Raw genomic sequence first — 23,328 nt, forward strand, 5'->3', positions numbered from 1 at the left:
GCCAGCCTTTGAAGTGTTTTTTTGCACGCCACCTGCCGGTTCCCAGGTTTAGAACAGCCGCTTCCTCAAGCAGTACCGCAGACGGAACCCTGCTGGTCGGTTCAGGCGGCGGCCATTCTGAGACTAACTGAGGGTCAGTTTGTTCCGGTCTACCCAGTATGGGGTATTTTTACTTTTTACACAGGTAGAATACGTAATTGTAAAAGGATATTCCGATTTTTGTATGGGCCGGAAGGAAATAGAATAAACCAAAATCCGGTCCCTTAAATCAGGTTAAACAAATCAGCATATCTAAATAACGTCTCAAGTTTCAATAGGTGTGTAGAATGCGGTCCGGGTCTCAGATTTTGGCCGCTTCTCTTTTTTAATGACTTTCTGAATTTCGTATATTCAGGTCAAAAGCGAGCCTTCGACATGTCCATGCCCGGTTCTCCAGTTTCGCTATCCGCCAGTCTCATTTCTGTTTTATGCAGCTCATTTGCAGATAACCAGAGCGTACGCGCAGCTATGGGCGATGGTGCCGGTAAAACCCAGCGCCTGCAGGCACTCATGGAGTATGCCCTGCACATGACACAGCTTACCGGACGTACATATGCTGATGCCACACAGCAGGCCTGTGCACTGGTTACCCTGTCCGGTCAGACTGTGCTGTTTTTGCAGCGCGCGAGGCTGGACCTGGCTTTCATCCGACAGGTCTGTGGCTGGAAAGGGCTGTTGCCCCTGCTGTACCGGAACCGGAAGATCGCTTCCGCCCGCCTGCAGGTTCCGCATCATTATCTTTGGTTTTTAGGCGTCCGGCCGGAATGCCAGAACCAGGGGCGTGGCACGTGGCTTTTGCAACAAATCCTGGCTGATGCCAGCGCCAGTGCTACAGAAGTGCTGCTGGAAACCTCGCTGCCGGCAAACCTGCCTTTTTATGAGCGTTCTGGGTTCCAGGTTTACCGGGAGATCGATGTGGGTTATCGCCTGTTCTTCCCGCGCAGCGGGCAGTGACTTCTGCATGGCCAGCGCGGCGTTTTGCCGGGTTTACAACCAAAAAAATAGCCGGCTACACAGGGCAGCCGGCTATTATGCTGTTTCATTTTTTTATCTGATGGTAAAAGTCTCGTCGCTCGAAACAGCCATGCCGTTCACCACGCTGATCTTCACCTGCCCAGGGCTTATTCCTGATGGCACCTGAACCTGAAGGGTATTAGGACTGGCCGCATAGACCACGCTCTGTACCCCGCCGAAGCGGACCAGGTTGTTGTACGTGACGGGACTGAACCCGGTGCCATAAATGGTTACGACCGTACCGGGGAGCCCAGAGGTTGGCGAAAACGATGTTATAGTCGGGCTCAGCACAGTAAACTGCTCATCGACTGGTATGAGCTGTGAGCCGTAGTGGACAGCCAGCTTGACTTTCCCGGCAAGCAAGCCTGATGGCACATAGACACGCATGCGGTTGTTATCTATCATTTGGCCGTATGCAGATATAGCGCCGAAAGATACCTGATACGAAGTGCCATTGTTGGGGAAATTGCAGTTCAGCAGAACTTCATCGCCAATGTAGCCCGAAGTTTTATTAAGTCCGCTGATGGTGGGAAGTACGACCCGGACCTTGCCTGAAGACACGGTATTGGGCCCGGCGGTGATGGAAAACACATATTCACCGGCAGGCAAAGCAGGCACCTGGAAGCTGAGCGATGTGCCTGATACCGAAGAAGGGTACACGGTTACGTCGCCAAATGCCGCCCTCGGATTTCTGTCTGAATAGCTGTACATGATCGGAAAATCGCTGCCGGTTACAGTCAGGGTCGTGCCAAGCATGGCTGTTGCCGGCGAAATGGAACTGACAACCGGCGGCTTAACCGTGAATTCGCCCGGAAGGATAGTGGTAACATTGTTTAAAACAACGCTTATTTTCGATGTGACTGTTGTAAGCTCTGCCGGTACAGTGGCAGTCAGGCGACCGGTTTGCGAGCTGAGGTTAGCCGCGAGACTTCCGAAAAGCACGCGCAGGCCGCTGCTCCAGTAGTCGGGCAGGTTGTCGCCAAGGAATGTGACCGCAGATCCGATTGCAGCGTTTTTGGGCGAGTAATCCTTGATGTTGGCTTGTATGCTAAAAATGTAATTAAGTGAGCGCTGGCCATCTAGTATCAGCCTGATCGATATCTGGGTGCCATGAGACGCACTGATGCCGGTGGGTACCTCGACCACAATCTTGCTGTCTGAAGCTTCGACAACCCTGGCAGGGACCTCTGAAAATGTAACTTGGACCTGTTTCGGGTCGCTAATGTAAAACTTGCCCGAAAGGGTGATCAGGTCACCGCTTTTTCCTGACGAAGGCCTTATTTCGCCGGTGCTTGGCTGGGGCATTAGCAGGGACACAACGCTGCCGTAAGCAGTGCCTTCTGAATTGGTCAGGTAGGAACGTACAAAAACCTGCGGATAGCCGCCAAGCTGTAATACGCCTGATTCCTTTTCAAAGGGCCCCTCAGCCGGGTCGCTGCCCAGCGATATCCTGGTGCCCTGCCCGTCGCCGATATTCGAACTGGTGCCGTAAACAAAACCATAGTCAGAGATGGCCGGACCCCCCTTGCTGACTATATTTCCACGGAAGACCGCCCTGGAAGGCGATACCGCATGTGCCTCGAGCGTCTGGATTTCGGGATAGCGGGTCTCTTTTTTACAACCGGGTAAACCAACCAGGACCAAGAGCGTCAATACCGCCGCAGCGGCAACTGTGAGAAGTGTATTTTTCATGGCCTGTGCTTAAAAATTGTATCCCAGCCTGATGCCATTGAAAAGCGTCGGACCTATTTTGAATGACTCGCTTTTACCAAGATTTTGGGTAGTGACCGCCCCTGACTGATTCACAGTGCGGAGCGATGCGTTCTTGTAGTTTGTCTGGTACGCGCCCAGGTTAAATTCGTAGCCGAAGAAGAAGGCCCTTGACATGTAGAAGTCAAAACCTGCTACCAGGTTAACGCCCCAGCGGCTGTAAGCCTGGCGGCTAAGGTAGAACGCCGTTGGGTTTACAACGCTTTGGAAATTGTACCAGCCGTTTTCAGTATCGACAGTCGTTGTCGGGTTCGCAAACGTTTGACTCGCTGACCTGCCCGCGATTGATGCGTCCAGTCCTACATAAGGAGAGAGCCTACGCGAACCTGGAAAGTGATGTTCAATACCGAAGTTAAGGGCCCAGTCGATACCCTTCCTTTCATCTTTTGTAAAAGAACTTGCATTGCCGTAAGGATTGTTTACATTGAAACTGGAATCCTGGCTGCTAACGTGTGCGCCCAGGCGCAGCGCTGTTTGTGCCTTCAGGAAATATCTGAACTTGATCTGGTTTAAGGCATTGTTGAAATTCAGTTTGCTGCTGAACAGGTTAATGTTGAGTTCGGTAGACACGGTTCCCCGTACCGGCTTCAGGTTTTCATTTGCATGGCGTTCGGACTTTTCCTGCGCATGGCTTCCCAGCACGGCAAGCGCCAATGCCAGGGATGAGAGCATTTTTTTCATTTAGTTTGATTTGGTGCGGCAAAAATAGAAAAAGAAGCGATAGTCTCGCGTTTCACCTTATTTTTTCATGGCGAGGTGCTGGCAGGTCATGGTGAGCCGTGCGCGCAGTTCGTTTAACTGCTCGGCCTCGATGTTCTTAATCGGCAGGATCATGAAGTTGGCCATCGAGTCCACATCGCCTGAGCGGTCATTGTGCGTCTGAACAATTACATCGTCTCCGCGGGTTCGCAGGTACAGGACCCCGCTGCTGGTCGAGCCATAATAATCGAGGTCAGTGAACTTAGATAAATTAAACGCAAAATACTCCGTTTTTCCATTGTGAAAATACCGTTTGTAGCGGCAGAAACCAGTGTTGGTAAAATTCAGCTCATATTTCCGGATCAGTCGGTTTTCAGCATTGCCGTCGTAATATGAAGCCAGGTTCCGGCGTACGAAGGTGATGCTTTCTTCTAAGGGATCAGCTTGTCTGAATGCCGAGAAAATCAGCCCTGAAGCTGCTAAAACAAAGATCGATAACAATAATGTAATGTTTCGCATTGCCTGAACCGGTTTGGTCCATGAAATTAAATAAATTGTTAAATTTGTAATATGCCATTTTCTCCACAATCCCGCGTTTGGGTTTACCAGAGTAACCGCAGGCTGAACGATCAGGAAGCCCGCGATATTCAGGATAAACTGAACGAATTTGCCGCCACATGGAAAGCGCACGAACGCCAGTTGCTGGCACGTGCAGAAGTACGGTACAATTTTTTTATTATTCTGGTCGCAGATGAAAATCAGGCGCCTGTAACCGGCTGTTCCATTGATACATCGGTCAGGCTGATCAAAGAAATTGAACAGCAATATGGCATTGACCTGTTTGATCGCTTTAACATTGCCTACAAACATGAAGGACAGGTTATTGTAAATTCGAAAGAAGACTTTGAAACCCTGGTCAACATAGGCCAGGTTTCTGAAGATACCGTCGTTTTTAACAACATGGTGCAGACCCTCGAAGAGCTCGAAACCAAATGGGAACTTCCTTTTTCTGAAAGCTGGCACGCGGTGGTATTTTCAAAAAAGTAGGCCCGCGATATAGCCGGCAGGCAGATACCTGCTATTCTTAACCGCTGCGGGTCAAACAAAAGACGCCGTTAAAGCATTATATTGCTTTATACCAATTCAATATGGCGCGCTGGCTTCAATTATCGCTCAAAATTATTGGGGGCATCGTGTTGCTCCTGCTCATTATTTCGGTTTGCGCAGGCGTCTACATCAGCAGCAACAGGGAGAAGGTTCTAAATTCGCTCGTCGAAAAAATAAACGCCGGTATCAACGGCAAATTTTCTGCCCGCAGGATAGATCCGTCCTTTTTTAAAGGATTCCCGAACGCGTCCCTGTCGGTGCGCGATGTGGTTCTGACAGACAGCCTCTTCAACAGGCACCGCCACGAATTGCTTAAAGCCGCAGATATCGATGTCTCGCTCGACTTGCTCTCGCTGCTGGCAGGCAATTTCAAGATTAGCAGCGTGTCCATTAACAATGCCTCGGTTTATTTGTATACCGACAGCACCGGCTACAGCAATACGAGTATTTTCAAAAGCAAACAGCAAAAAGCCACTGAGAGTGACGGCGGCAGGCCTGATGGCATCCAGGTGCGGCGTATTGACCTGAACAAAGTCCGGTTTGTGATTGACAATCAGGCGCGCTTTAAAAAATTCGACTTTGATGTGGCCTTCATGAATGGCCGTGTTAGTTATCCATCAGAGGGTTTTAAGGGAAGGATCAGGCTGCGTACGCTGGTCAGGGACTTCTCGTTCAACACACGGCGCGGCAGTTTTATGCACAATAAAACCATAGATGGCCATCTTTCCTTTCACTATGACAAAGAACAAGAGCTGCTCGTTGCCGATCCCGACCGGCTGAATATTGGCGGCGATGACTTTACGGTAGGGGCAAGCGTTCAGTTTGGCCGTAAACCTGCGCCTTTTTCTGTGCGCATCAAGGCCGACAAGATCCTGTATGCCAATGTGGCCAGGCTGCTGGCACCCAATATTTCCAGCAAACTGCTGCGCTTCAAAATTGCCAGGCCGATAGACGTTCAGGCGACCATCATAGACGATGGCAAATCGGCAGGTAAGGATCCGCTGATTAACGTAGGCATCAACGTGAGAAACAATGCAGTCACCATTCCTTCCGGATCCCTCGAAGACTGCAGTTTCGATGGCAGCTTTACCAACAAAGATTCTGCCAACAGGCCGATTGGCGATGCAAATTCATCCATCCGGTTCAGGCAGCTGAAGGCAAATTACTACCAGGCACCAATCCGGGTCGATACGCTGCTGATCAACAACCTGGAACGGCCGGTTGCCATGGGAAGGGTGCGGTCAGAATTTGACCTGGACAAACTGAACGGCTCATTCGGCGACAATACATTTCGCTTCAAATCCGGCCATGCTGATCTGGAACTATATGGGAAAGCAGATATTGAAAATTTTCGCTTTACAAAACCCACTGTATCCGGCAGGGTTATCATTCGCGATGCTGATATGACTTATATCCCCCGTAATATCCACCTCGTGAGAAGTGCGCTTGCCCTTCAGTTTACTGAGAATGATCTAAGTGTCAATGAAGGCAGGTTGCAGCTGGGAAAGAGCATCGTGACAATGAACCTGAGGATCAGGAACCTGCTTAATTTTTACTACACGGCACCAGAGAAAACGCTGATCGAGCTTACACTAAACAGTCCTCAGCTGTACCTGAGCGAACTGCTGCCGCTTCTGGGTCAGCGAAAAAAAGCAGTGCGCAAACGCAAAACAGGCAACTCAATCAACCAGATGTCAGAACAGCTGGAAACAGTTCTGGAGTCGGCGCGAATGAAAATGCAGGTGCATGTAGACAAGGCCATTTATAACCGCTTTGTTGCCCGGGACCTTGATGCCAGCATTGACTTGCTGCGCGATGGGGTTTACCTGCGTAAAATCCGGGTCAGCCATGCCGGCGGCAGCCTGAACCTGACCGGCAATGTTAAGCCTTTCGGAGCTACGAACCGGTTTTCCGTACGCGCGCAGATCAGCAATGTGAATGTACGTGAGTTCTTTTATGGCTTTGATAATTTCGGTCAGAACACCATCACCAATAAGAACCTGCGCGGCTACCTCTCGTCAGTTGTCGACGTGAACGGTGCATTGACCGACCAGGGACGGCTTGTTTCCCGGTCGACCAGCGGACGCGTGAAATTCAATTTGAGAAAAGGTGCGCTGCTTAATTTCGAGCCACTTCAGAAAGTCGAGAAGTTTGCCTTCAAGAACCGGGATTTCTCAAACATTCAGCTGGAACCACTGAGCGGTGTGCTTGATATCAGGGGTGATAAAATTCATATCAGCCCGCTCATGGTCAATTCAAGCGTGCTGAATTTCAACATCAAGGGCGTGTATGCTTTGGGAAAAGGCACAAATATTGCCATGGACATCCCTTTGCGAAACCCCAAGAAAGATGAGTTCCTGACAGATCCGAAAGACAAACGCGCGGCACGCATGAAAGGTATTGTTCTGCACCTGAAAGCTTCTGACGGGGAAGACGGCAAGATCCGGGTAGGGTGGAACCGCAACCATGACTAATTCACTTGTCAGAAATCAAGCGGACCCAGGCGGCGCATGTTTCTCATAATAAGGTACTGCCTGTGGCGGATATAAGTGGTCGGTTTGGAAGGTGCCCACCGGCGCGGGTTGGGGAAACAGGCGGCAATGAGGGCAGCCTGCGACCGTGTCAGACTTTTACAGGATTTGCCATAATAGGTCTGTGCAGCCGCTTCAGCGCCATAAATGCCGTTGCCCATTTCAATGACATTCAGGTAAACTTCAAGAATACGCTCCTTACTCCAAAGAATTTCGATAAGCAAAGTAAAATACGCTTCGAAGCCTTTCCTGACCCATGATCTTCCTGGCCAGAGAAAAACATTTTTGGCTGTTTGCTGCGAGATGGTACTGCCGCCCTTGACCTTTTTTTTACTTTTGCTGTTGCTTTGATAGGCCTTTTCAATGGCTTTGATGTCGAAACCAGCATGTTTCAGGAACAACTGGTCTTCGGCCGCCACGGCGGCACGTTTCATGTTGTCAGATATGTCTTTGAATTTGACCCATTTTTTGTCGATTCCCGGCGATTTCCCTTCGGTACTTTCCATACTGCGTAAGATCATGAGTAAGGTAACCGGAGGATTAATGAAACGGTAGGCGATAACCCAAAAGAAAGAAGTGAGTACGAACCAGACAAGAATCCTGGCAGCAATGCCGCTGAGCCGCTTAAGCCAGCTACTTTTCTGTCTGCTCTTTGTCTTTTTTCCTGTCTTTGCTGCCATGGCGCAAATGTAAGAAAATGGGCGCTGCGGCGGAAGTTTTTAAAACCAGCCAGCCAGCTTACACCAGAACCGCACGCAGCTGCTGAAAGGGGCGATTAAAATAGCTGCAGGTTTTCGGGGGTTTTCAAACCGGGAGACAGGAACTGAATTAGCCCATTGAAGCCGGGATATAGTTCGAGTCCTGCAAAGTTGGTAACTTTTGTAAAGTTACCAACTTTAAGTTAAAAAATTTACGGAATATACGGATAAATTAAATTTTTAGCAATAAACACTTGCGGCCGCAGCTTACGCCATCGTACGGTGCATATCCGTTTTCATGTGCCGCGTATCACGCCGGCTGCTCGCCCCAGGCACTAAGCGCTATCGTGTATATCGCAACCATCCTGAATCAGCTGCAGCACCACTTGGTAAGCCGGTTTTTTCTCCCATCGCGCGACCAGCCAACCAATAAAACAGGAAATGAAAATGTCGCTATTCCCGGTGCCACTTTGCAAGTTCAAAACTTTTTTTTGATAAGCTGCTTCGTAAACCACATCGGGCTTTAGTAAGTATCGTTTAACCAAGTTTAAGAATAATAGCACGCGTGTTTCAGAAGTTTTGATCAGGTATGCCCTGTATCTGCGGCGAAAGCCGCTCAGCCTGGACATAGCGAGCTCAATGTTAGCGAACTGTGCCTGGACCACAATTTCCATCAGGTTTTTGCGAATGGTCCAAAGCATACCCATTTTTTTCTCATACCAGGTGTCGGTGCGTGCCAGTAATGTTAAATGTTTTAAGCTTTCCCGGTTACCGCAAAGGGCTAAAAACATGGCGAGACATTGCCGTATATCCTCCAGATCCTCGGGTTTAGACGAAGGTTTGGAAACGGCCAGCGCTTCATGCAACAGCGCGGTCGCCTGATCTGCATAGCCGGTAAAAAACCGGTTGAGCGCGGACAGTAAATAATAACGCAACTGAAACACGGTATGATAACGGCTGTCTGACATCATCAAATTCATCATCTCTTCCAGCAAAGACGCGCTTTTGGCAAAGTCCTTTTGCCGTAAGTGAAAATTAGCCAGGAAGTATAAAATGGAAATATGGTAAAAAAGGTAATTTTTCTTTTGGGTAGCCTGCTGTTGTATAAACTGTTTCGTCCGGTCGATGTAGTGTTCGATCAAGCCATGATCATGTTGTATTGCTGCATATTCATTGGCAATAAAGAGGATTTGGTAAATCGACTTGTACGTCATCAGGTCCCGTTCTGAAATCCCATATTTCCGAATCGTAGTCAGCATCAACGTGTTCAGCTTGACAACCTTTCCTTTCAGGTGTATCTGCTGCAATTCTTGTCTCAGATAGGCATAGGCCATATTGAGCCTCGCTTCACATTGCATATCAGCCTGGTTACGCAGGAAGCGTTCGGTTAAGGCTTCAAAGTCTTCGGCTTCTGGCAAATGGGCATAGTGCAGCTTCAACAGCAAGAGCTCATTGAGCAGGTTGAATTGCTCCAGATCTTTGGCCAGGCGTTCCGCCTTATCCAGACATTTGAAACCGACCTTGGCAACATCATTCTCTAACAGAAAACGTCCTGCCACCACGAGTCGAAGCGCGTCATACGTCTCTGAATGGCTGCTCTCAAATGCTTTCTGCGACAAGAAAAGCAGCAGGCTATCCTGCAGTCTTTTACGCAGCGCGTGGTAAGCATCCTTATTTTTTTTAGGTGGATAGAGTGTATCTAAGCCAGTGATATCGTCAGTTTCTATTAAATTTAGTAACTGCAAATTCTTTACATCATTTCTTTTGTTTTTCCGCTGTACAAACTGTCTGAATAGCTTTTTGTCGTTCGTGTCCAGCAGGCAGATCAATTCCGATAATGTATCCATGGGTAGATCGTCATACCTGTAAAGGTAATGTTATGATAAACTATATCGTCAGTAATTATTTAAATATAGATTTTTTACTGCTGCCCTGTGGTGCACATTTGCTTCGTATTAACCATTAAAGCAAAATAATATGGAACCGCTACAACACAACACAGACGATTTACTCGTCAAAAATCAGGGTGAGAAGGGCAGACATCCTTTTAAACCCACGGCTGCATTTACAGGAGCGTCCTGGTTTGCCTTACTGACCGGAACAGTCGCCTACTGCATCGGCTTGTGGAATGCAAGTATGCAGTTGAACGAAAAAGGCTATTATTTCACCATTTTATTATTTGGTCTGTTTGCCGTGATTTCTGTGCAAAAGAGTGTAAGGGATCGCGCTGAAGGGCTCGCCGTTACGGACCTCTATTACGGCCTGAGCTGGTTTGCCACGATCGCGTCGATGATCCTGCTAACAATTGGCCTTTGGAATGCCGACATTTCCAGAAGTGAAAAAGGCTTCTATGCCATGGCATTCTGCTTAAGCATGTTTTCAGCCATTGCTGTACAAAAGAATACCCGCGACGCAAAGTTGATTGGAGATAAAGCGCTGTAACGTAGCGGTTGCTTCCCCGCGGTGCCTTGTTCCGCAAGCCTGCGGGGTTTTTCACCTACTTATTTCCTGCAATTCCAGAACATCGGCGGGTTCGGCTAAAGAGAACTTTGATAGGTTCTGAACTGGCCTGAAACAAAAAAACCTGTAATCAGCGATTACAGGTTTTTGATCTGAGTTCATACTCATTTTTTGTGGTACCAGCTGGATTCGAACCAGCGACACAAGGATTTTCAGTCCTTTGCTCTACCAACTGAGCTATGGTACCGCCCGTTTGGGACTGCAAATGTAGCGTCTTTTTTTAAACAAAGAAATTTTTTTTAAAAAAACCATGAAATCGCGCCGAAGCTCGGCAGACGCCCGAATTTTTCATGAAAAATTATGCATGCATAATAATTCGGTTTGCTAAAAATGTGCTATTTTTAGCCACCGTAATCCTGTAAGCATGATCTCACAACTCATTTTTATATTCATTACGCTGGCGGCAGTAGCGCTGTTTAGTTTGAATGCACGCAAAATATGGCGCAACATCAACCTGGGCCATGCAAGAGACCGCAGCGACAGGCCGGCAGCGCGCTGGCTTACGATGCTGCGGGTAGCCTTCGGCCAGTCGAAAATGGCAACCAAACCCATACCGGCCCTGCTGCATTTTTTTGTGTATGCAGGCTTTGTGATCATCAACATCGAGGTGCTGGAAATTGTGATCGATGGTATCTCCGGTTCGCACCGGGCCTTTCACGGCTTGGGCGGGTTCTACAGTTTTCTCATCGGTAGTTTCGAAATCCTGGCCCTTACGGTTTGGCTGTCGTGTGTTATTTTTCTGATTCGCCGCAATGTGATCCGTGTGCGGCGCTTCAAAGGCGTGGAAATGACTGCCTGGCCAAAATCTGACGCGAACCTGATCCTGGTCACCGAGATCCTGTTGATGTCTGCCTTCCTGATCATGAACGCCGCAGATGCCAAATTGCAGGCACTTGGCGCCGGACATTACATCAGCGCCGGTTCATTCCCTGTAAGCAGCTGGTTGCAGGGAATACTTCCAGCCACCGAAACCAGTCTCGTCTTTATTGAGCGTTTTTGCTGGTGGTTCCACATTATCGGCATCCTGGCCTTCCTGAATTACCTCCCTTATTCCAAGCATTTTCATATCCTGCTTGCGTTTCCAAATACTTACTTTAGCAAGCTCAGGCCGAAAGGCGAATTTACCAATATGGAATCGGTTAAAAATGAAGTAAAAGCCATGCTGGACCCTTCATTTACCCCGCCCGAAACCGCTCCCGGCAAGTTCGGTGCAAAAGATGTAACAGACCTGACCTGGGTCAACCTGCTTAACGCGTATACCTGTACAGAGTGCGGGCGGTGTACAGCAGCCTGCCCGGCCAACATTACCGGAAAACTGCTTTCGCCAAGAAAAATCATGATGGACACCCGCGACCGCCTCGAAGAGGTTGGCCGCAACATTGATAAACATGGCGCCGGCTATGAAGATGGCAAAGCACTGCTTGACGATTACATCTCGCGCGAGGAAATATGGGCATGCACCACCTGCAATGCCTGTACCCAGGCCTGTCCGGTCAACATCGACCCGCTCGAGATCATTGTCGAACTGCGCCGCTACGCTGTCATGGAAGAATCGAAATCACCGGCCAGCATCAATGCCATGTTTGGAAACGTGGAGAACAACGGCGCTCCATGGAAATATTCACCGGCAGACCGCCTCAACTGGCGCGACGCTTAACTGAACGATACCGCAGAAATTATGGAATTTAAAGTACCAACTATGGCCGAAATGGTGGCCGCCGGCGAAGAACCTGAAATCCTGTTTTGGGTTGGCTGCGCCGGAAGTTATGACGAACGTGCCCAGAAAATAACCCGCGATATCTGTAAGATCCTACACCATGTGGGCATCAAATACGCAGTACTCGGTACCGAAGAAAGCTGCACGGGCGATCCTGCCAAACGCGCCGGCAACGAGTTTCTTTTCCAGATGCAGGCCATGGCCAATATTGAAGTGCTCAATGCGTACCAGGTAAAAAAGATTGTGACCGGTTGTCCGCATTGTTTCAATACCATCAAAAATGAATACCCCGGTTTGGGGGGCAGCTATGAGGTGATTCATCACAGCCAGCTGATCCAGCAACTCATTAATGAGGGAAAACTGCGCGCCGAAGGTGGAGAGAGTTTTAAAGGCAGGAAAATCACCTTCCATGATCCCTGTTACCTCGGCAGGGCAAACGGCGTGTACGAAGCGCCCCGGGCTGCGCTCGAAATACTCGATGCAGAACTGGTCGAAATGAAACGCTGTAAATCGAACGGACTGTGCTGCGGTGCCGGCGGTGCGCAGATGTTTAAGGAACCTGAAAGGGGTAAAAAAGATATCAATATCGAACGCATCGAAGAAGCACTGTTAACCGCGCCTCAGATCGTTGCTGCGGGCTGCCCCTTTTGCATGACCATGCTCAAAGATGGCGTGAAATTAAAAGACAGGGAGCAGGATGTCGAGGTGCTCGACATTGCGGAGATCACTGCCCGGGCAAACGGCCTTTAACAGCTCCGTGCAGCCATGGATGTCGTTAACAGCGCCGCCAGGCCTTTATGATCTTTTTGTTCACTTTTCAGCCCGGCAAAGGGGCCTGAATAAAAAATAAGATCGTTTCAAAGATTCTGCGTAAATTAGGGCAATTAATCGTCCCCAGGTTCCCGCCTGACAACTGAAATTAACGCCGGTCATGAATTTTGATCATCTATCTCGCTTCCGTGAAGCAGGAACCGATCCGGAGGAACGGATGCAGCTCGCTATGCACGAACTGAAAACGCCGCTTACCGTGATCAAAGCCTACCTGCAGCTCATGGCGGTAAGGGCAGACCGGGAGCAGCTGACCGAGTTCCAGTCCATGATCGATAAAACCGAAGAGCAGGTACGCAAAGTTGTAGACATCATCTATGCCATCCAGGAAGCTGCAGAAGCAGAAAATGCCGACCTGAACTGCGTACTGATCCCGTTTGATCTGGCAGAGGCTGTAGCCGGCTGTGCCGAAGCCTTTAAAAGCACGCAGCCCGACCGTAGCATTGAACTGGATATCCAGCCCGGCAGATACCTGGTTAACGGCGACCGCGACAGGCTGGAACAGGTGTTGTCCAACCTGCTGACCAATGCAGTAAAATACACCAATCAACATTGCGTGATCCGCATCGGCCTGAAATTCGGCGACGACTGCGTGGTTGCATCAGTGAGCGATAATGGTCCGGGAATTCCCGAAGAAAATCAATACCGCCTTTTTGATCGCCACTACCGTGTAGAAGGTACAGCCGAAAATGCAGAAGGCAAGGGACTGGGGCTTTATGTGTGCGCAGAGGTCATCAGGCGCCACCATGGCCGCATCGGCATCGACAGCGTTCCCGGACAGGGCGCCAGTTTCTGGTTCAGCCTTCCACTTATTAACCGGCCATAAAGTTTATCCGCAGGATCTGATGAGATTTGATGCCCAAACACTTGCCGGCGCCCGTCACTTGCTTCAAACGTACACAGAACGCTGGGGCCTGCTCCCCGACGGTAACCCGATCCAGACCCATGTCTGCCTGTTGCAGCCCGTCAGGTATGGGCTGAAAAAGGCCATGCTGAAAGTTTCAATCGAAGAAGAAGAAGTCAGGGGCGGAAAGCTCATGTCAGTCTGGAAGGGGCGGGGCATGGCATCTGTTTATGAACAGGATGGGGCTGCGGTTCTGATGGAATGGGGAGAACGTCAAAAAGAACTGGACAGGATGGCATATGCCGGCCAGGACACTGAAGCCAACCTGGTCATGTGTTCCGTGCTCGAAAAGATTCACGCAGCTACGCCTCAGGCTGGTTCGGGTTTCACATTGCTTGATCAGTGGTTTCGGGAGCTCCGCACGGCAGCCCTTCAACACGGCGGGACGCTGCAGGCATGCCTTGAGCTGGCCGAAATTCGCCTTGCAGATCAGCGCGAAATAACCTGCCTGCATGGCGACATACACCATGACAATGTGCTTTGGTTTCCTGATTCAGGCTGGAAAGCCATTGATCCCAAGTGTTTGACCGGCGAAAGGTATTTTGATTACGCCAATCTGCTGACCAACCCTGAGGGCTGTTTACCCAGGCTGCCCGGCCGGCTTGAAAAACAGCTGGAGGTAATCTGCAATGCAGGCAGATTAGACAGACGCCGCATGCTGGAATGGACTGCTGCCTGGTCGGGTCTCTCGGCCGCCTGGTTCATCAACGGAGATGAAGACGGCAGCCATGAGCTGGAGGTGGCCGCAGAGGCGCTTCGTTTGCTGGGCTACAACTTTTAACAATCATTTGATTTTAAGAATTATATTGCTAAATTTGCAGCCCGTTTGCACTTGAGCGCAGCAGTGTTCTGGTGGGCGGAAAACAAAAAAAACTTTTAAATAACAATGAATCAGTACGAAACTGTTATCGTTCTAACCCCGTTGTTGTCAGAAGAAGTTGCGAAAGAGGCCATTGCCAAATTCAAAAAAATCTTAACTGACGGCGGAGCCGAAATTGTCCAGGAGGATAATTGGGGTTTGAGAAAATTAGCGTATCCGATTGACAAAAAAACAACCGGATTCTATCACCTCACCGAATTTAAATCATCGGGCGAGCTGATCAGCAAGCTAGAATTAGAGTACAAACGCGATGAGCGTGTACTGCGTTTTATGACCATTAAGCTGGACAAACATGCCTTTGCTTACAATGAGAAAAAACGCAGCGGCGCTTTCAACAAGAAAAAGGAGGTAGCTGAGTAATGGCAAGAGATCAGATCCAATACGTTACCGCTCCTAAAGTGGAGGATAACCGCAAAAAGTATTGCCGCTTCAAAAAGAACGGCATCAAGTACATCGATTATAAAGACGCAAACTTCCTGCTGAAGTTCGTTAACGACCAGGGTAAATTGTTGCCCCGCCGCCTTACTGGTACCTCGTTAAAGTTTCAGCGTAAAGTGGCTCAGGCTGTTAAACGTGCCCGCCACATCGGTTTGTTGCCTTTCGTTACAGATCAATTAAAATAGGAGGCTGCAAGATGGAAATTATATTAAAACAAGATATCAAAGGCCTGGGTGAAAAAGACGATGTCGTAGTAGTTAAGCCAGGATATGGCCGTAACTATTTGATCCCTAAGGGTTTCGCTGCGCTTGCTACAGCTTCTGCAAAGAAGGTGCTTGCTGAAAACCTGAAACAGGCTGCATTTAAGCAAGATAAAATCAAGAAAGATGCACAGGATATCGCCACCCGTCTGGCTGACGTGAAACTGAGCATCGGCGCGAAAGCGGGCGAATCAGGAAAAATCTTTGGTGCAGTAAACACCATCATGATTGCTGATGCGTTGAAACAACAGGGATTTGATGTAGACCGTCGTCGCATCACGTTCGAAACTGAACCAAAAGAGCTTGGCGCTTATGTTGCCAATCTGAACCTTCATAAAGAGGTTAAAGTTCAGGTTCCTTTCGAGGTTGTTGCTGAATAAGAAAGTTCTTATGTATAGAAAAACCCACGCAACATGTGTGGGTTTTTTTGTTTTCAGGCATTTCTTCCTGCTTTCTTTGGCATTGGAGCACCGGCCTGAAGGGCTGCCGCCTTGTTGCCGGCCTTACGAATCCGTATTTTTGTAGTTGATCATCCATTGAATGCCAAACCGGTCTTTCAGTGAGCCGAAGTAATCCCCCCAAAACATATCCTCGAGGGGCATTTCAATGGTGCCGCCTTCAGCAAGCGCCTGGAAGATCCGGTCTGCCTCGTCGCGACTGTCAGGGCTAAGCGATATGTAGTAGTTATTGCCCTCTGTGGCCCGATGACCCATTGACTCTAGGCAATCGGATGCCATCAGCACATTGTTGCCGACCGGCAGGGCAACATGCATGACGCGCTCCTGCTCCGCTGCACTCAGGGTCTCAGTGCCTGGCGCCCCTTTCATCTTTTGTATAAAAAGCTCACCACCCAAAATAGACTGGTAGTACTTGAACGCCTCTTCGGCCTTGCCGTTGAAGTTCAGATAAGGGTTAATTGTTGCCATATTGTTTTTTTGATCCGCACAAATGTAGTATTCAGACCGTGCTGCTCAAGGGTGCACAAGCGACTTGTTTCGGGGCTTTTAAGACAAAGTCAGCTGTGCACATAACAATAGTTGCACGCGGCCTGGCGGTAAAATTTGCAGCCACCTCCAGCAGGTTTGAGCCCACAACCATGTAGATTGTACCTGCGATATCGTATATTTATTTTAGACCGCAGGGGCAACCGCCTCCTGACTAACCTGAAATGAAAAAGAAAGCAGTTATCTTCCTATCCGCAATGCTATGTGCGCTTTGCAGTCTTGCGCAACCGACCACCGAGCAATGGCGGCCGGCGTATCACTTTACGGCGCCCAGAAACTGGCTCAATGATCCCAATGGCCCTATTTTAATTGACGGGGTCTACCACCTGTATTACCAGCACAATCCTTTCGAGAACAAATGGGGGCACATGAGCTGGGGGCACGCCACCAGTAAAGACCTTTTGCGCTGGAAACACCTGCCGGTGGCCATGCCGGAAGAAGTGAGCGCCGACACGACCACCTGGATGTTTTCAGGATCGGTCGTGTCAGACAGCAAAAATACCAGCGGCTTTGGCCGGAATGGCAAAGCACCGCTTGTTGCCATTTATACCGCAGATCAGCCAAAGCAGCAGAAGGAAACCCAGGCGCTTGCCTACAGCAATGATGGCGGCCTGTCATTCGAGCAGTTTAAGGGCAACCCGGTTATCGATCTCAACCTCAAAGATTTTAGAGATCCAAATGTGTTCTGGCATGAACAAAGCGGCCGTTGGGTTATGGCGGTAGCGCTGCCAGCTGTCCACAAGGTCCGGTTTTATGGTTCGGCCGATTTAAAAAAATGGGAACTGCTGAGCGATTTTGGTCCGACAGGCTACACAAAACATGTTTGGGAATGCCCCTTTATTGTTCCCTTGCCGGTAGATGGCGACCCGAAGAGAATCAAATGGCTGATGATGGTGTCTTCCGGCGGCGACCGGGGGCCGGCCTTTATGCAGTATTTTGTGGGCGACTTTGATGGAAAGACCTTCAAAAGTGACCAGCCGGAAGGCGGGGTGCTCACCGTTGATCATGGAGATACTTTTTACGCCGCCATTCCGTATCGCCTGCCCGGCAGGCAAACGCTGATCGGCTGGCTGATGCCGGGAAAAACCGAAACATTTCCCTGGCGCGGACAAATGTCCATACCGCGCGACCTCGGTCTGGTCAGTACTGCCGAAGGCACCAGGCTTGTGCAGCGGCCATCGCAGGTCGTATCTGCTGTGGTTGACCGCCTGGGCAAAGGGAACATGCTGTTGTACAGATCCCTGTCTATTGGAAAACGAAAAGTACTTAGTGCGCCGGGCCGGTTTGACCAGAACTGCTGGTGGCTGGATCTGGAACTCGACATAAAACGTTTTGGCAAACAGGGCATCAGGCTTGCCGCCGATACCATTAAGGGCAGTTTTGTCGAGGTTGGTTATGATCCGGTCAGTCAACAGCTGTATGTAGATTGCACATCATCAGAAAAAGGCCGCAGAGAAGAGCGAAACCTGCTGCAAACCGCACCGCTCGCGGCGCCAGACGGCAAGGTGAAGATTTCTGTCCTTTTTGACCGGTCGTCGCTCGAGGTTTTTGGCAATGATGGCCGGGCGGTGATCTCTACACTGGTTTTCCCCGCAACCGGCGCCAATGCCCTTTCTGTTTTTTCAGCGCATGCAGCCGGGGTTGTGCCGCGGCTGCGGCTGGTGAACATGACCGGTCTTTAACGCCGTGCCGCCGGAAACATAAACAGGGCCAGTTCTCTCACGCCTGCCGGCGTAATGCTGTACGTGGGCGCTGTTGGCCCGCCCGTAAGGGGCTGTTCATGTACCCGGATCAGGCGCGCTTCTTCCAGGCGGCCCAAACAGAGGCCAAGGTCGGTTTCAGTATGTTTCTGGAGCCAGCTTTGATCCCGTTTCGGATTTTTCAAGATGATCTTCAGCAGTGCGAACAGTTCGAAGTTTCCGGGTCTGTTTTTTTGTGAAGGCTGCTGATCTGCAAGCAGGGAATGAAATGGATGGGGTAGTCTCATAGGGTTTTTGTTGGTTAATCCTAAAGTTTGAAATTAACCACCGGAACTGCAATAGACTATCGTAAAAAAACCGCGACCGTCCCGCGCTATCCGATCAACAGGCCGTAAAAGGAAGACTTGGCAGGGATTACCGGCGGGAGGACCACGCGCCCGTGGCCCGGCGCTTTGCCGGACGGCCGGGATTCAGTATACTTGTTACCTACACTGTGATCATGAAAATAGCAACATATAATGTGAATGGCGTGAATGGCCGGTTGCCGGTGCTGCTGCGCTGGCTTGAAGAATCTGCCCCCGATGTCGCCTGCCTGCAGGAGCTTAAAGCTCCGCAGGAGAAATTTCCACTCGAAGCGATCGAAGCTGCCGGTTACCAGGCGATCTGGCTTGGTCAGAAAAGCTGGAACGGCGTGGCCATTCTTTCCCGACACGATATTCAGGAAGCAACCCGCGGTTTGCCTGGCGATGATGATGACCTGCAGAGCCGTTACCTGGAGGCTGTGATCAAGGGTATACATATTTGTTGCCTGTACCTGCCAAACGGCAACCCTGCACCGGGGCCAAAGTTCGATTACAAGCTGGCCTGGTTCAAACGGCTGCTTAGCCATGCCCAAACACATGTCAAAACCGATGTGCCAGTCGTAATCACAGGCGATTTTAATGTGATGCCAACTGAACTGGATGTCTATAAACCCGAGCGCTGGGTGGATGATGCGCTGTTCAGGCCGGAGACCCGCCAGGCTTTTCATGAACTTGTAGCGCAGGGCTGGACCGATGCCCTGCGAAAACTCTACCCCGGCGAAACGATCTATACGTTCTGGGATTACTTTCGCAATGCTTACGGGCGAAATGCCGGCCTGCGCATTGATCATTTTCTTTTGAACGCAGCGCTTGAACCGCGCCTGAAGGCAGGCGGCGTGGATAAAAATGTGAGGGGCTGGGAAAAGACAAGCGACCATGCACCCGTCTGGATTGAAATAAGCGAAGACTGACGGCGCCTAAACATCCTGTTCTCCCTGTTGTTATTCTGTAAAATAACTTATACCAGTAAAACGAAAAAACATGGAACGTGAACAAATCTGGAACTTGCTCGAAATCATTGAACAGCAGGTCAGCTCGTCCATCCTGGGCGGTAGGGAAGACGACTATGAGGAATTGGAAAGACTTGGCTATATACATATTGACCGCAGCAGTATTCAGCACGCGGCCAGCCTGACACCTGCCGGCGAAGCTTATCTCAGCGAACTCAGGCACGCCGGTACTTAAACGTCTTGCACGGCCTGCTCAGCGCCCATGCCTGGCGGCAAACGCGAAGAATGTGATGGCAGGGTGATATCGGCCCGGGTCTTGGGCAGGCTTTGCGGGTACTCCTCGCGCAGAAACGCGATCATTTTTTCCCTGACCTCACACCTCAAATCGAAAGCCTGCGAAGAGTTCCGGGCGCTAAGCAGCAACCTGACCTCAATCACGTCCTGTTTTGAATCGGTAACATGGATTACATTTACCCGTTTGTCCCAAAGCGGATGGTCTGTCAGGATCTCCGTGAGTTTATCGCGCATCGCTGCGATGGGCGCGTCATAGTCCAGGTAAAGAAATACCGTGCCAAGCAGCTGGGCCGATACGCGCGTCCAGTTCTGGAAAGGTTTTTCTATAAAATACGTAATAGGCAGGATGAGCCGGCGCTGATCCCAGATGCTCACGACAACGTAGGTGAGGGTAATTTCTTCTACCCGTCCCCATTCTCCTTCTACGACCAGAACATCGTCAATTCGAATGGGTTGCGTAAATGCAATCTGAAACCCTGCGAGCAAGTTCCCCAGCGATTTTTGCGCAGCAAAACCGATAATGATACCACCTATACCAACACCTGTCAGTAACCCTGTGCCTATCTTACGCATGCTCTCGAAACTCAGCAAAACAACCGCTATGGTCAGGATAACGATGAGCGACACCAGGAACTTGCGCACGAACTGCAATTGCGTGCGTACCTTCCGCTCTTTCAGGTTGTCTTCTTTATTAAGGTCGTAGCGGTGGTAAAAGTAGTCTTCCAGAACCTTGATGGTCCGGATGATGATGAGTGCAAAATTGATGGTCAGGGCAATTTCAACCAATTTATTGAGTGCCCGCCCCGCATGGCTTTCCAACCCCATGTAGTCCAGGCTGAAATTAAAAAACAGCAAGGGCACGAACGATGTAACCGGTCCGGCCAGCCGCCTGATGATGGCATCGATCAGGAAGTTGGGCCAGAGCCGCGCAAGTCCCCTGAAACTTTTGCTGATGACGACTTTAACGATCAGTCCAAGGATAATGGCTGCCGAGCCGATGATCAGGTTGCGCAGCAGCGGATGAAAGTCAAGTTTTGCTAAAAGGTCTTCCTGCATGGTGTGTTGTGCTAAAGTCAATGCTTTAACAACACACTTCGCTGATGGTTTTTACAGGTGCCGGCTTGTTGGGCGGTAATCAGTCATAAGGCTTGCTTGCCGCTCAAAACCAGGCCATATACTTTGTCGTTTACCGCTTGCGGTGAATGATAAAGCCATTTTCAACCTTTTCCATGCCGGTTTTCGGGTAGTAATTGATTGCAGCCGGTGCAGCCAGGAGCAGGATGATGTTCTCATCAGATACAGCTTGCTGTGTGTGCTTTAACAGTTCCCTGCCAATGCCCGATTTCTGGTAGGCTTTTTTTACAGCCAGATCGGCCAGGTAAAGACTCCACGAATAATCGGTAATGGACCGTGAAACGCCGACCAGTTCCTCTCCATGCCAGGCCGTGATGACCAGGTCAGAATTGTTATACATGCGCTCGATCCGGGCGGGGTCGCCGGTGGGCCGGCGCAGGCCGGCATCGTCATACAGTTCGATCACTTCCTGCACGCTAGGCAGATAGTCTGTTTTATAGGTTATTTCCATCATAAAGGGGAGATTGAGCAGGCATTCGCCCGGTGGTTATTCCGACACGGTTCCAGGCATTCATGGCAATGATGCCCATGAGCACCGCAGTAAAGTACTTTTCCCCCAGCAGCGCATGGGCTGGCTGGTAGATTTCATCGGGTACGCCCTTTACACTAATGTTCGTTACGCTTTCAGCCAGGCTGAGAATAGCCTGTTCCTGTTCATCGAACAGGTCGGTTTCCCGCCAGCAGGGCAGCAGCAGGATGCGTTGCATGGACTCGCCATATTTTAACGCATCGCGGGTATGTTTGTCGATACAAAAGGAACATCCGTTGAGCTGCGATACGCGGATCTTGATCAGTTCTGCATGTATGGGGCTTAGCGGACTTGCCGCGAGGTATTGCTCAAATGCCAGCATGGTCCGGAAAGCCTGTGGATCTGAGTCTTGTAAAAATTGACGTTTTTGCATGTGTTACTGAAATTTTCCAGCCGAAATTAAAAAGCTAAAGGACTATCTTTGGAATCCAGAAATGAAAAAATAAGTAGTCCAGATGCTCCCGTTTGAAAACCTGGTCCGCATTGACCGCGGCCTCAGGCAGCCTGCCTACCAGCAGATTGCTTCAGCTTTGCAAAAACACATCCGGCAGGGAACCATTGCTCCGGGGCTGCTTTTGCCGGGAACCCGCGAAATGGCACGTGTGCTCTCGGTACACCGCAAGACCATCATTGCCGCATACGATGAACTGGCTGCCCAGGGCTGGCTGGAGGTGGAACCCAAACGCGGCTTCCGGGTAACGCCGGGCCTTCCTGAAGTGCAGGTAAACCGGCCGGGAGATCCCGCGTTCGGTCCTGCGACCTTCTCCACTGGGTTTTATCGCCTGGAGCCTGAAATTCCACCCATACCCGTTCCTGCGCAGGCCGGGCCCTATCGTCTGGCCATAGACGATGGACACCCCGACCCGCGGCTGGCTCCTGTTGAACTCCTGCTGCGCGAATACAGAAGCAGGTTCAGGCGCAACCGCCATGTGGTCCGGCCCCTGGAAAACGGGGCAGCCGGTGCAGCCAGGTTGCGCGAAACGCTCAGTGCATTTCTTGCACAGACACGCGGCCTGCAGGCGGCTGCAGCAAACATCATGATCACCCACGGAGCCCAGATGGCCATTTTTCTGGCAGCCAGAATGTTGCTGCGTCCGGGCGATGTAGTGTTGGTCGGCGAACCCGGTTATTATGTAGCAAACCAGTTGTTTGAAGAGCTTGGCGCCAGTGTGGTTCGCGTACCGGTTGATGACACCGGGATAGACACCAGAACAGTTGCAGACATTTGTCGGAAGGAAGCAGTTCGCGCTTTGTACATTGTACCACACCACCACCATCCCACAACGGTAACGCTCAGCCCGGAAAGGCGCATGAAACTCCTGGCGCTGGCCCGCGAATATGATTTCGCCATTATCGAAGATGATTACGATTTTGATTTCCACTATAGCAGCGCACCGTATCTTCCGCTCGCTGCAAGCGGCGGCCAGGACCGGGTCATTTATATCGGCTCGTTCGGAAAAGCGCTGACAACTACCATTCGTATCGGCTTCATGGTGGCCGCGGCCGATCTGATTGTTCAGGCGGCAGCCTGCAGGCGCCTTGTGGAGCTGCGCGGCGATACCCAGATGGAAGAGGCACTTGCTGTGCTGATTGAGAACGGCACCATGGCCCGGCATCTGAAAAAGGTCAACAAAATTTACCGGGAACGGCGCGACTTATTGTGCCGGTTGCTCGAGGAGCAACTCGGTCATGTGATCAGGTTTTCAAAGCCTGACGGCGGAATGGCGGTCTGGACCCGCTTTGAGCCGGCCTTTCCCCTCGCCGCAATTTCAGATGCGGTAGCACGGAAGGGATTGTTCATGCACAAGGGCACATTATTCGATTCGCCGGGTCAAAGCTACCACGCCATCCGATTTGGTTTCGCTTCCCTGAATGAGCAGGAGCTGCGCGAGGCGGTATCGCTCATCCGGCAGGCTTGCGACAGCCTGCAGATGCCATAAAAAAGGCCCG

General features: G+C 50.5%; 25 protein-coding genes and 1 tRNA gene. 15 read left to right on the forward strand and 11 right to left on the reverse strand.

Annotated features, from left to right (window positions below; translation table 11 throughout):
• The first annotated feature begins 420 nt into the window (after positions 1-420).
• The gene (locus C7T94_RS18820; protein ID WP_162618764.1) at positions 421-993 is read left to right on the forward strand and encodes a GNAT family N-acetyltransferase; all 573 of its coding nucleotides are present in this window, start codon (positions 421-423) and stop codon (positions 991-993) included.
• A gap of 93 nt (positions 994-1,086) precedes the next feature.
• Here C7T94_RS18820 and C7T94_RS18825 read toward each other — a convergent pair whose 3' ends face one another.
• The 3 genes from C7T94_RS18825 to C7T94_RS18835 are packed head-to-tail and all read right to left on the reverse strand — an operon-like array spanning position 1,087 to position 4,041.
• Positions 1,087-2,745: an IPT/TIG domain-containing protein gene (locus C7T94_RS18825; protein WP_107217587.1), complete on the reverse strand. Its 1,659-nt coding sequence runs from the start codon at positions 2,743-2,745 to the stop codon at positions 1,087-1,089.
• Positions 2,746-2,754: 9 nt separating this feature from the next.
• Positions 2,755-3,504 (reverse strand): hypothetical protein, encoded by a 750-nt coding sequence (locus C7T94_RS18830; protein ID WP_107217589.1) that lies wholly within the window; start codon positions 3,502-3,504, stop codon positions 2,755-2,757.
• Between the two features lie 57 nt (positions 3,505-3,561).
• Positions 3,562-4,041 carry a hypothetical protein gene (locus C7T94_RS18835; protein ID WP_107217591.1) on the reverse strand — a complete coding sequence of 160 codons (480 nt, stop codon included), beginning with the start codon at positions 4,039-4,041 and terminating at the stop codon, positions 3,562-3,564.
• 51 nt (positions 4,042-4,092) lie between these two features.
• Between C7T94_RS18835 and C7T94_RS18840 the strand changes: the two genes are divergently transcribed.
• Positions 4,093-4,569: an ABC transporter ATPase gene (locus C7T94_RS18840; protein ID WP_107217593.1), complete on the forward strand. Its 477-nt coding sequence runs from the start codon at positions 4,093-4,095 to the stop codon at positions 4,567-4,569.
• Between the two features lie 101 nt (positions 4,570-4,670).
• Positions 4,671-7,103 carry an AsmA family protein gene (locus C7T94_RS18845; protein WP_107217595.1) on the forward strand — a complete coding sequence of 811 codons (2,433 nt, stop codon included), beginning with the start codon at positions 4,671-4,673 and terminating at the stop codon, positions 7,101-7,103.
• Between the two features lie 8 nt (positions 7,104-7,111).
• Here C7T94_RS18845 and mtgA read toward each other — a convergent pair whose 3' ends face one another.
• Complete coding sequence (mtgA, locus tag C7T94_RS18850; RefSeq protein WP_107217597.1) at positions 7,112-7,840, reverse strand: monofunctional biosynthetic peptidoglycan transglycosylase; 729 nt, start codon at positions 7,838-7,840, stop codon at positions 7,112-7,114.
• Positions 7,841-8,193: 353 nt separating this feature from the next.
• Positions 8,194-9,687, reverse strand: coding sequence for a hypothetical protein (locus C7T94_RS18855; protein WP_239495076.1), 1,494 nt, complete (start codon positions 9,685-9,687; stop codon positions 8,194-8,196).
• Positions 9,688-9,835: 148 nt separating this feature from the next.
• Between C7T94_RS18855 and yiaA the strand changes: the two genes are divergently transcribed.
• The gene (gene yiaA, locus C7T94_RS18860; RefSeq protein WP_107217600.1) at positions 9,836-10,300 is read left to right on the forward strand and encodes an inner membrane protein YiaA; all 465 of its coding nucleotides are present in this window, start codon (positions 9,836-9,838) and stop codon (positions 10,298-10,300) included.
• Positions 10,301-10,492: 192 nt separating this feature from the next.
• Here yiaA and C7T94_RS18865 read toward each other — a convergent pair.
• Positions 10,493-10,565, reverse strand: a tRNA-Phe gene (locus C7T94_RS18865).
• A gap of 177 nt (positions 10,566-10,742) precedes the next feature.
• Between C7T94_RS18865 and C7T94_RS18870 the strand changes: the two genes are divergently transcribed.
• The 7 genes from C7T94_RS18870 to rplI all read left to right on the forward strand — a co-directional run bounded on the left by C7T94_RS18870 (position 10,743) and on the right by rplI (position 15,785).
• Positions 10,743-12,035, forward strand: coding sequence for a 4Fe-4S dicluster domain-containing protein (locus C7T94_RS18870; protein ID WP_107217602.1), 1,293 nt, complete (start codon positions 10,743-10,745; stop codon positions 12,033-12,035).
• A 21-nt stretch (positions 12,036-12,056) separates the two neighbouring features.
• The gene (locus C7T94_RS18875; RefSeq protein WP_107217604.1) at positions 12,057-12,845 is read left to right on the forward strand and encodes a (Fe-S)-binding protein; all 789 of its coding nucleotides are present in this window, start codon (positions 12,057-12,059) and stop codon (positions 12,843-12,845) included.
• 181 nt (positions 12,846-13,026) lie between these two features.
• Positions 13,027-13,749, forward strand: a complete 723-nt coding sequence (locus C7T94_RS18880; RefSeq protein WP_107217606.1) for a sensor histidine kinase — start codon at positions 13,027-13,029, stop codon at positions 13,747-13,749.
• Positions 13,750-13,768: 19 nt separating this feature from the next.
• Positions 13,769-14,608, forward strand: coding sequence for an aminoglycoside phosphotransferase family protein (locus C7T94_RS18885; protein WP_162618765.1), 840 nt, complete (start codon positions 13,769-13,771; stop codon positions 14,606-14,608).
• Positions 14,609-14,713: 105 nt separating this feature from the next.
• Complete coding sequence (gene rpsF / locus C7T94_RS18890; RefSeq protein WP_107217610.1) at positions 14,714-15,067, forward strand: 30S ribosomal protein S6; 354 nt, start codon at positions 14,714-14,716, stop codon at positions 15,065-15,067.
• Positions 15,067-15,330: a 30S ribosomal protein S18 gene (gene rpsR / locus C7T94_RS18895; protein WP_107217612.1), complete on the forward strand. Its 264-nt coding sequence runs from the start codon at positions 15,067-15,069 to the stop codon at positions 15,328-15,330. Before rpsF ends, rpsR begins: the two co-directional genes overlap by 1 nt.
• 11 nt (positions 15,331-15,341) lie before the next feature.
• Positions 15,342-15,785, forward strand: a complete 444-nt coding sequence (gene rplI / locus C7T94_RS18900) for a 50S ribosomal protein L9 (protein ID WP_107217614.1) — start codon at positions 15,342-15,344, stop codon at positions 15,783-15,785.
• Between the two features lie 123 nt (positions 15,786-15,908).
• Here the strand turns inward: rplI and C7T94_RS18905 are convergent, their stop codons facing one another.
• The gene (locus C7T94_RS18905) at positions 15,909-16,331 is read right to left on the reverse strand and encodes a VOC family protein (RefSeq protein WP_107217616.1); all 423 of its coding nucleotides are present in this window, start codon (positions 16,329-16,331) and stop codon (positions 15,909-15,911) included.
• A gap of 242 nt (positions 16,332-16,573) precedes the next feature.
• Here C7T94_RS18905 and C7T94_RS18910 point away from each other — a divergent pair, with 242 nt between their 5' ends.
• A complete protein-coding gene (locus tag C7T94_RS18910; RefSeq protein WP_107217618.1) occupies positions 16,574-18,091 on the forward strand; it encodes a glycoside hydrolase family 32 protein in 1,518 nt (505 codons plus the stop codon).
• On the opposite strand, the gene C7T94_RS18915 is transcribed toward C7T94_RS18910, so the two are convergent.
• Positions 18,088-18,396, reverse strand: a complete 309-nt coding sequence (locus C7T94_RS18915; protein ID WP_107217620.1) for a PadR family transcriptional regulator — start codon at positions 18,394-18,396, stop codon at positions 18,088-18,090. The genes C7T94_RS18910 and C7T94_RS18915 overlap by 4 nt on opposite strands.
• Positions 18,397-18,608: 212 nt before the next feature.
• Here C7T94_RS18915 and xth point away from each other — a divergent pair, with 212 nt between their 5' ends.
• Together xth and C7T94_RS18925 are read left to right on the forward strand one after the other, a co-directional pair.
• Complete coding sequence (xth, locus tag C7T94_RS18920; RefSeq protein ID WP_107217622.1) at positions 18,609-19,382, forward strand: exodeoxyribonuclease III; 774 nt, start codon at positions 18,609-18,611, stop codon at positions 19,380-19,382.
• Between the two features lie 70 nt (positions 19,383-19,452).
• A complete protein-coding gene (locus C7T94_RS18925; RefSeq protein ID WP_107217624.1) occupies positions 19,453-19,656 on the forward strand; it encodes a hypothetical protein in 204 nt (67 codons plus the stop codon).
• Here the strand turns inward: C7T94_RS18925 and C7T94_RS18930 are convergent.
• The 3 genes from C7T94_RS18930 to C7T94_RS18940 all read right to left on the reverse strand — a co-directional run bounded on the left by C7T94_RS18930 (position 19,653) and on the right by C7T94_RS18940 (position 21,751).
• Positions 19,653-20,771 carry a mechanosensitive ion channel family protein gene (locus C7T94_RS18930; protein ID WP_107217626.1) on the reverse strand — a complete coding sequence of 373 codons (1,119 nt, stop codon included), beginning with the start codon at positions 20,769-20,771 and terminating at the stop codon, positions 19,653-19,655. The two genes, C7T94_RS18925 and C7T94_RS18930, sit on opposite strands and share 4 nt — an antisense overlap.
• Before the next feature lie 130 nt (positions 20,772-20,901).
• The gene (locus tag C7T94_RS18935; RefSeq protein ID WP_239495077.1) at positions 20,902-21,303 is read right to left on the reverse strand and encodes a GNAT family N-acetyltransferase; all 402 of its coding nucleotides are present in this window, start codon (positions 21,301-21,303) and stop codon (positions 20,902-20,904) included.
• A complete protein-coding gene (locus C7T94_RS18940) occupies positions 21,284-21,751 on the reverse strand; it encodes a carboxymuconolactone decarboxylase family protein (RefSeq protein WP_107217630.1) in 468 nt (155 codons plus the stop codon). The genes C7T94_RS18935 and C7T94_RS18940 overlap by 20 nt, the downstream gene beginning before the upstream one ends.
• A gap of 82 nt (positions 21,752-21,833) precedes the next feature.
• Between C7T94_RS18940 and C7T94_RS18945 the strand changes: the two genes are divergently transcribed.
• Positions 21,834-23,318: an aminotransferase-like domain-containing protein gene (locus C7T94_RS18945; RefSeq protein WP_107217632.1), complete on the forward strand. Its 1,485-nt coding sequence runs from the start codon at positions 21,834-21,836 to the stop codon at positions 23,316-23,318.
• Positions 23,319-23,328: the final 10 nt, after the last annotated feature.

The organism is Pedobacter yulinensis, assembly GCF_003029735.1.
Classification (GTDB): domain Bacteria; phylum Bacteroidota; class Bacteroidia; order Sphingobacteriales; family Sphingobacteriaceae; genus Pedobacter; species Pedobacter yulinensis.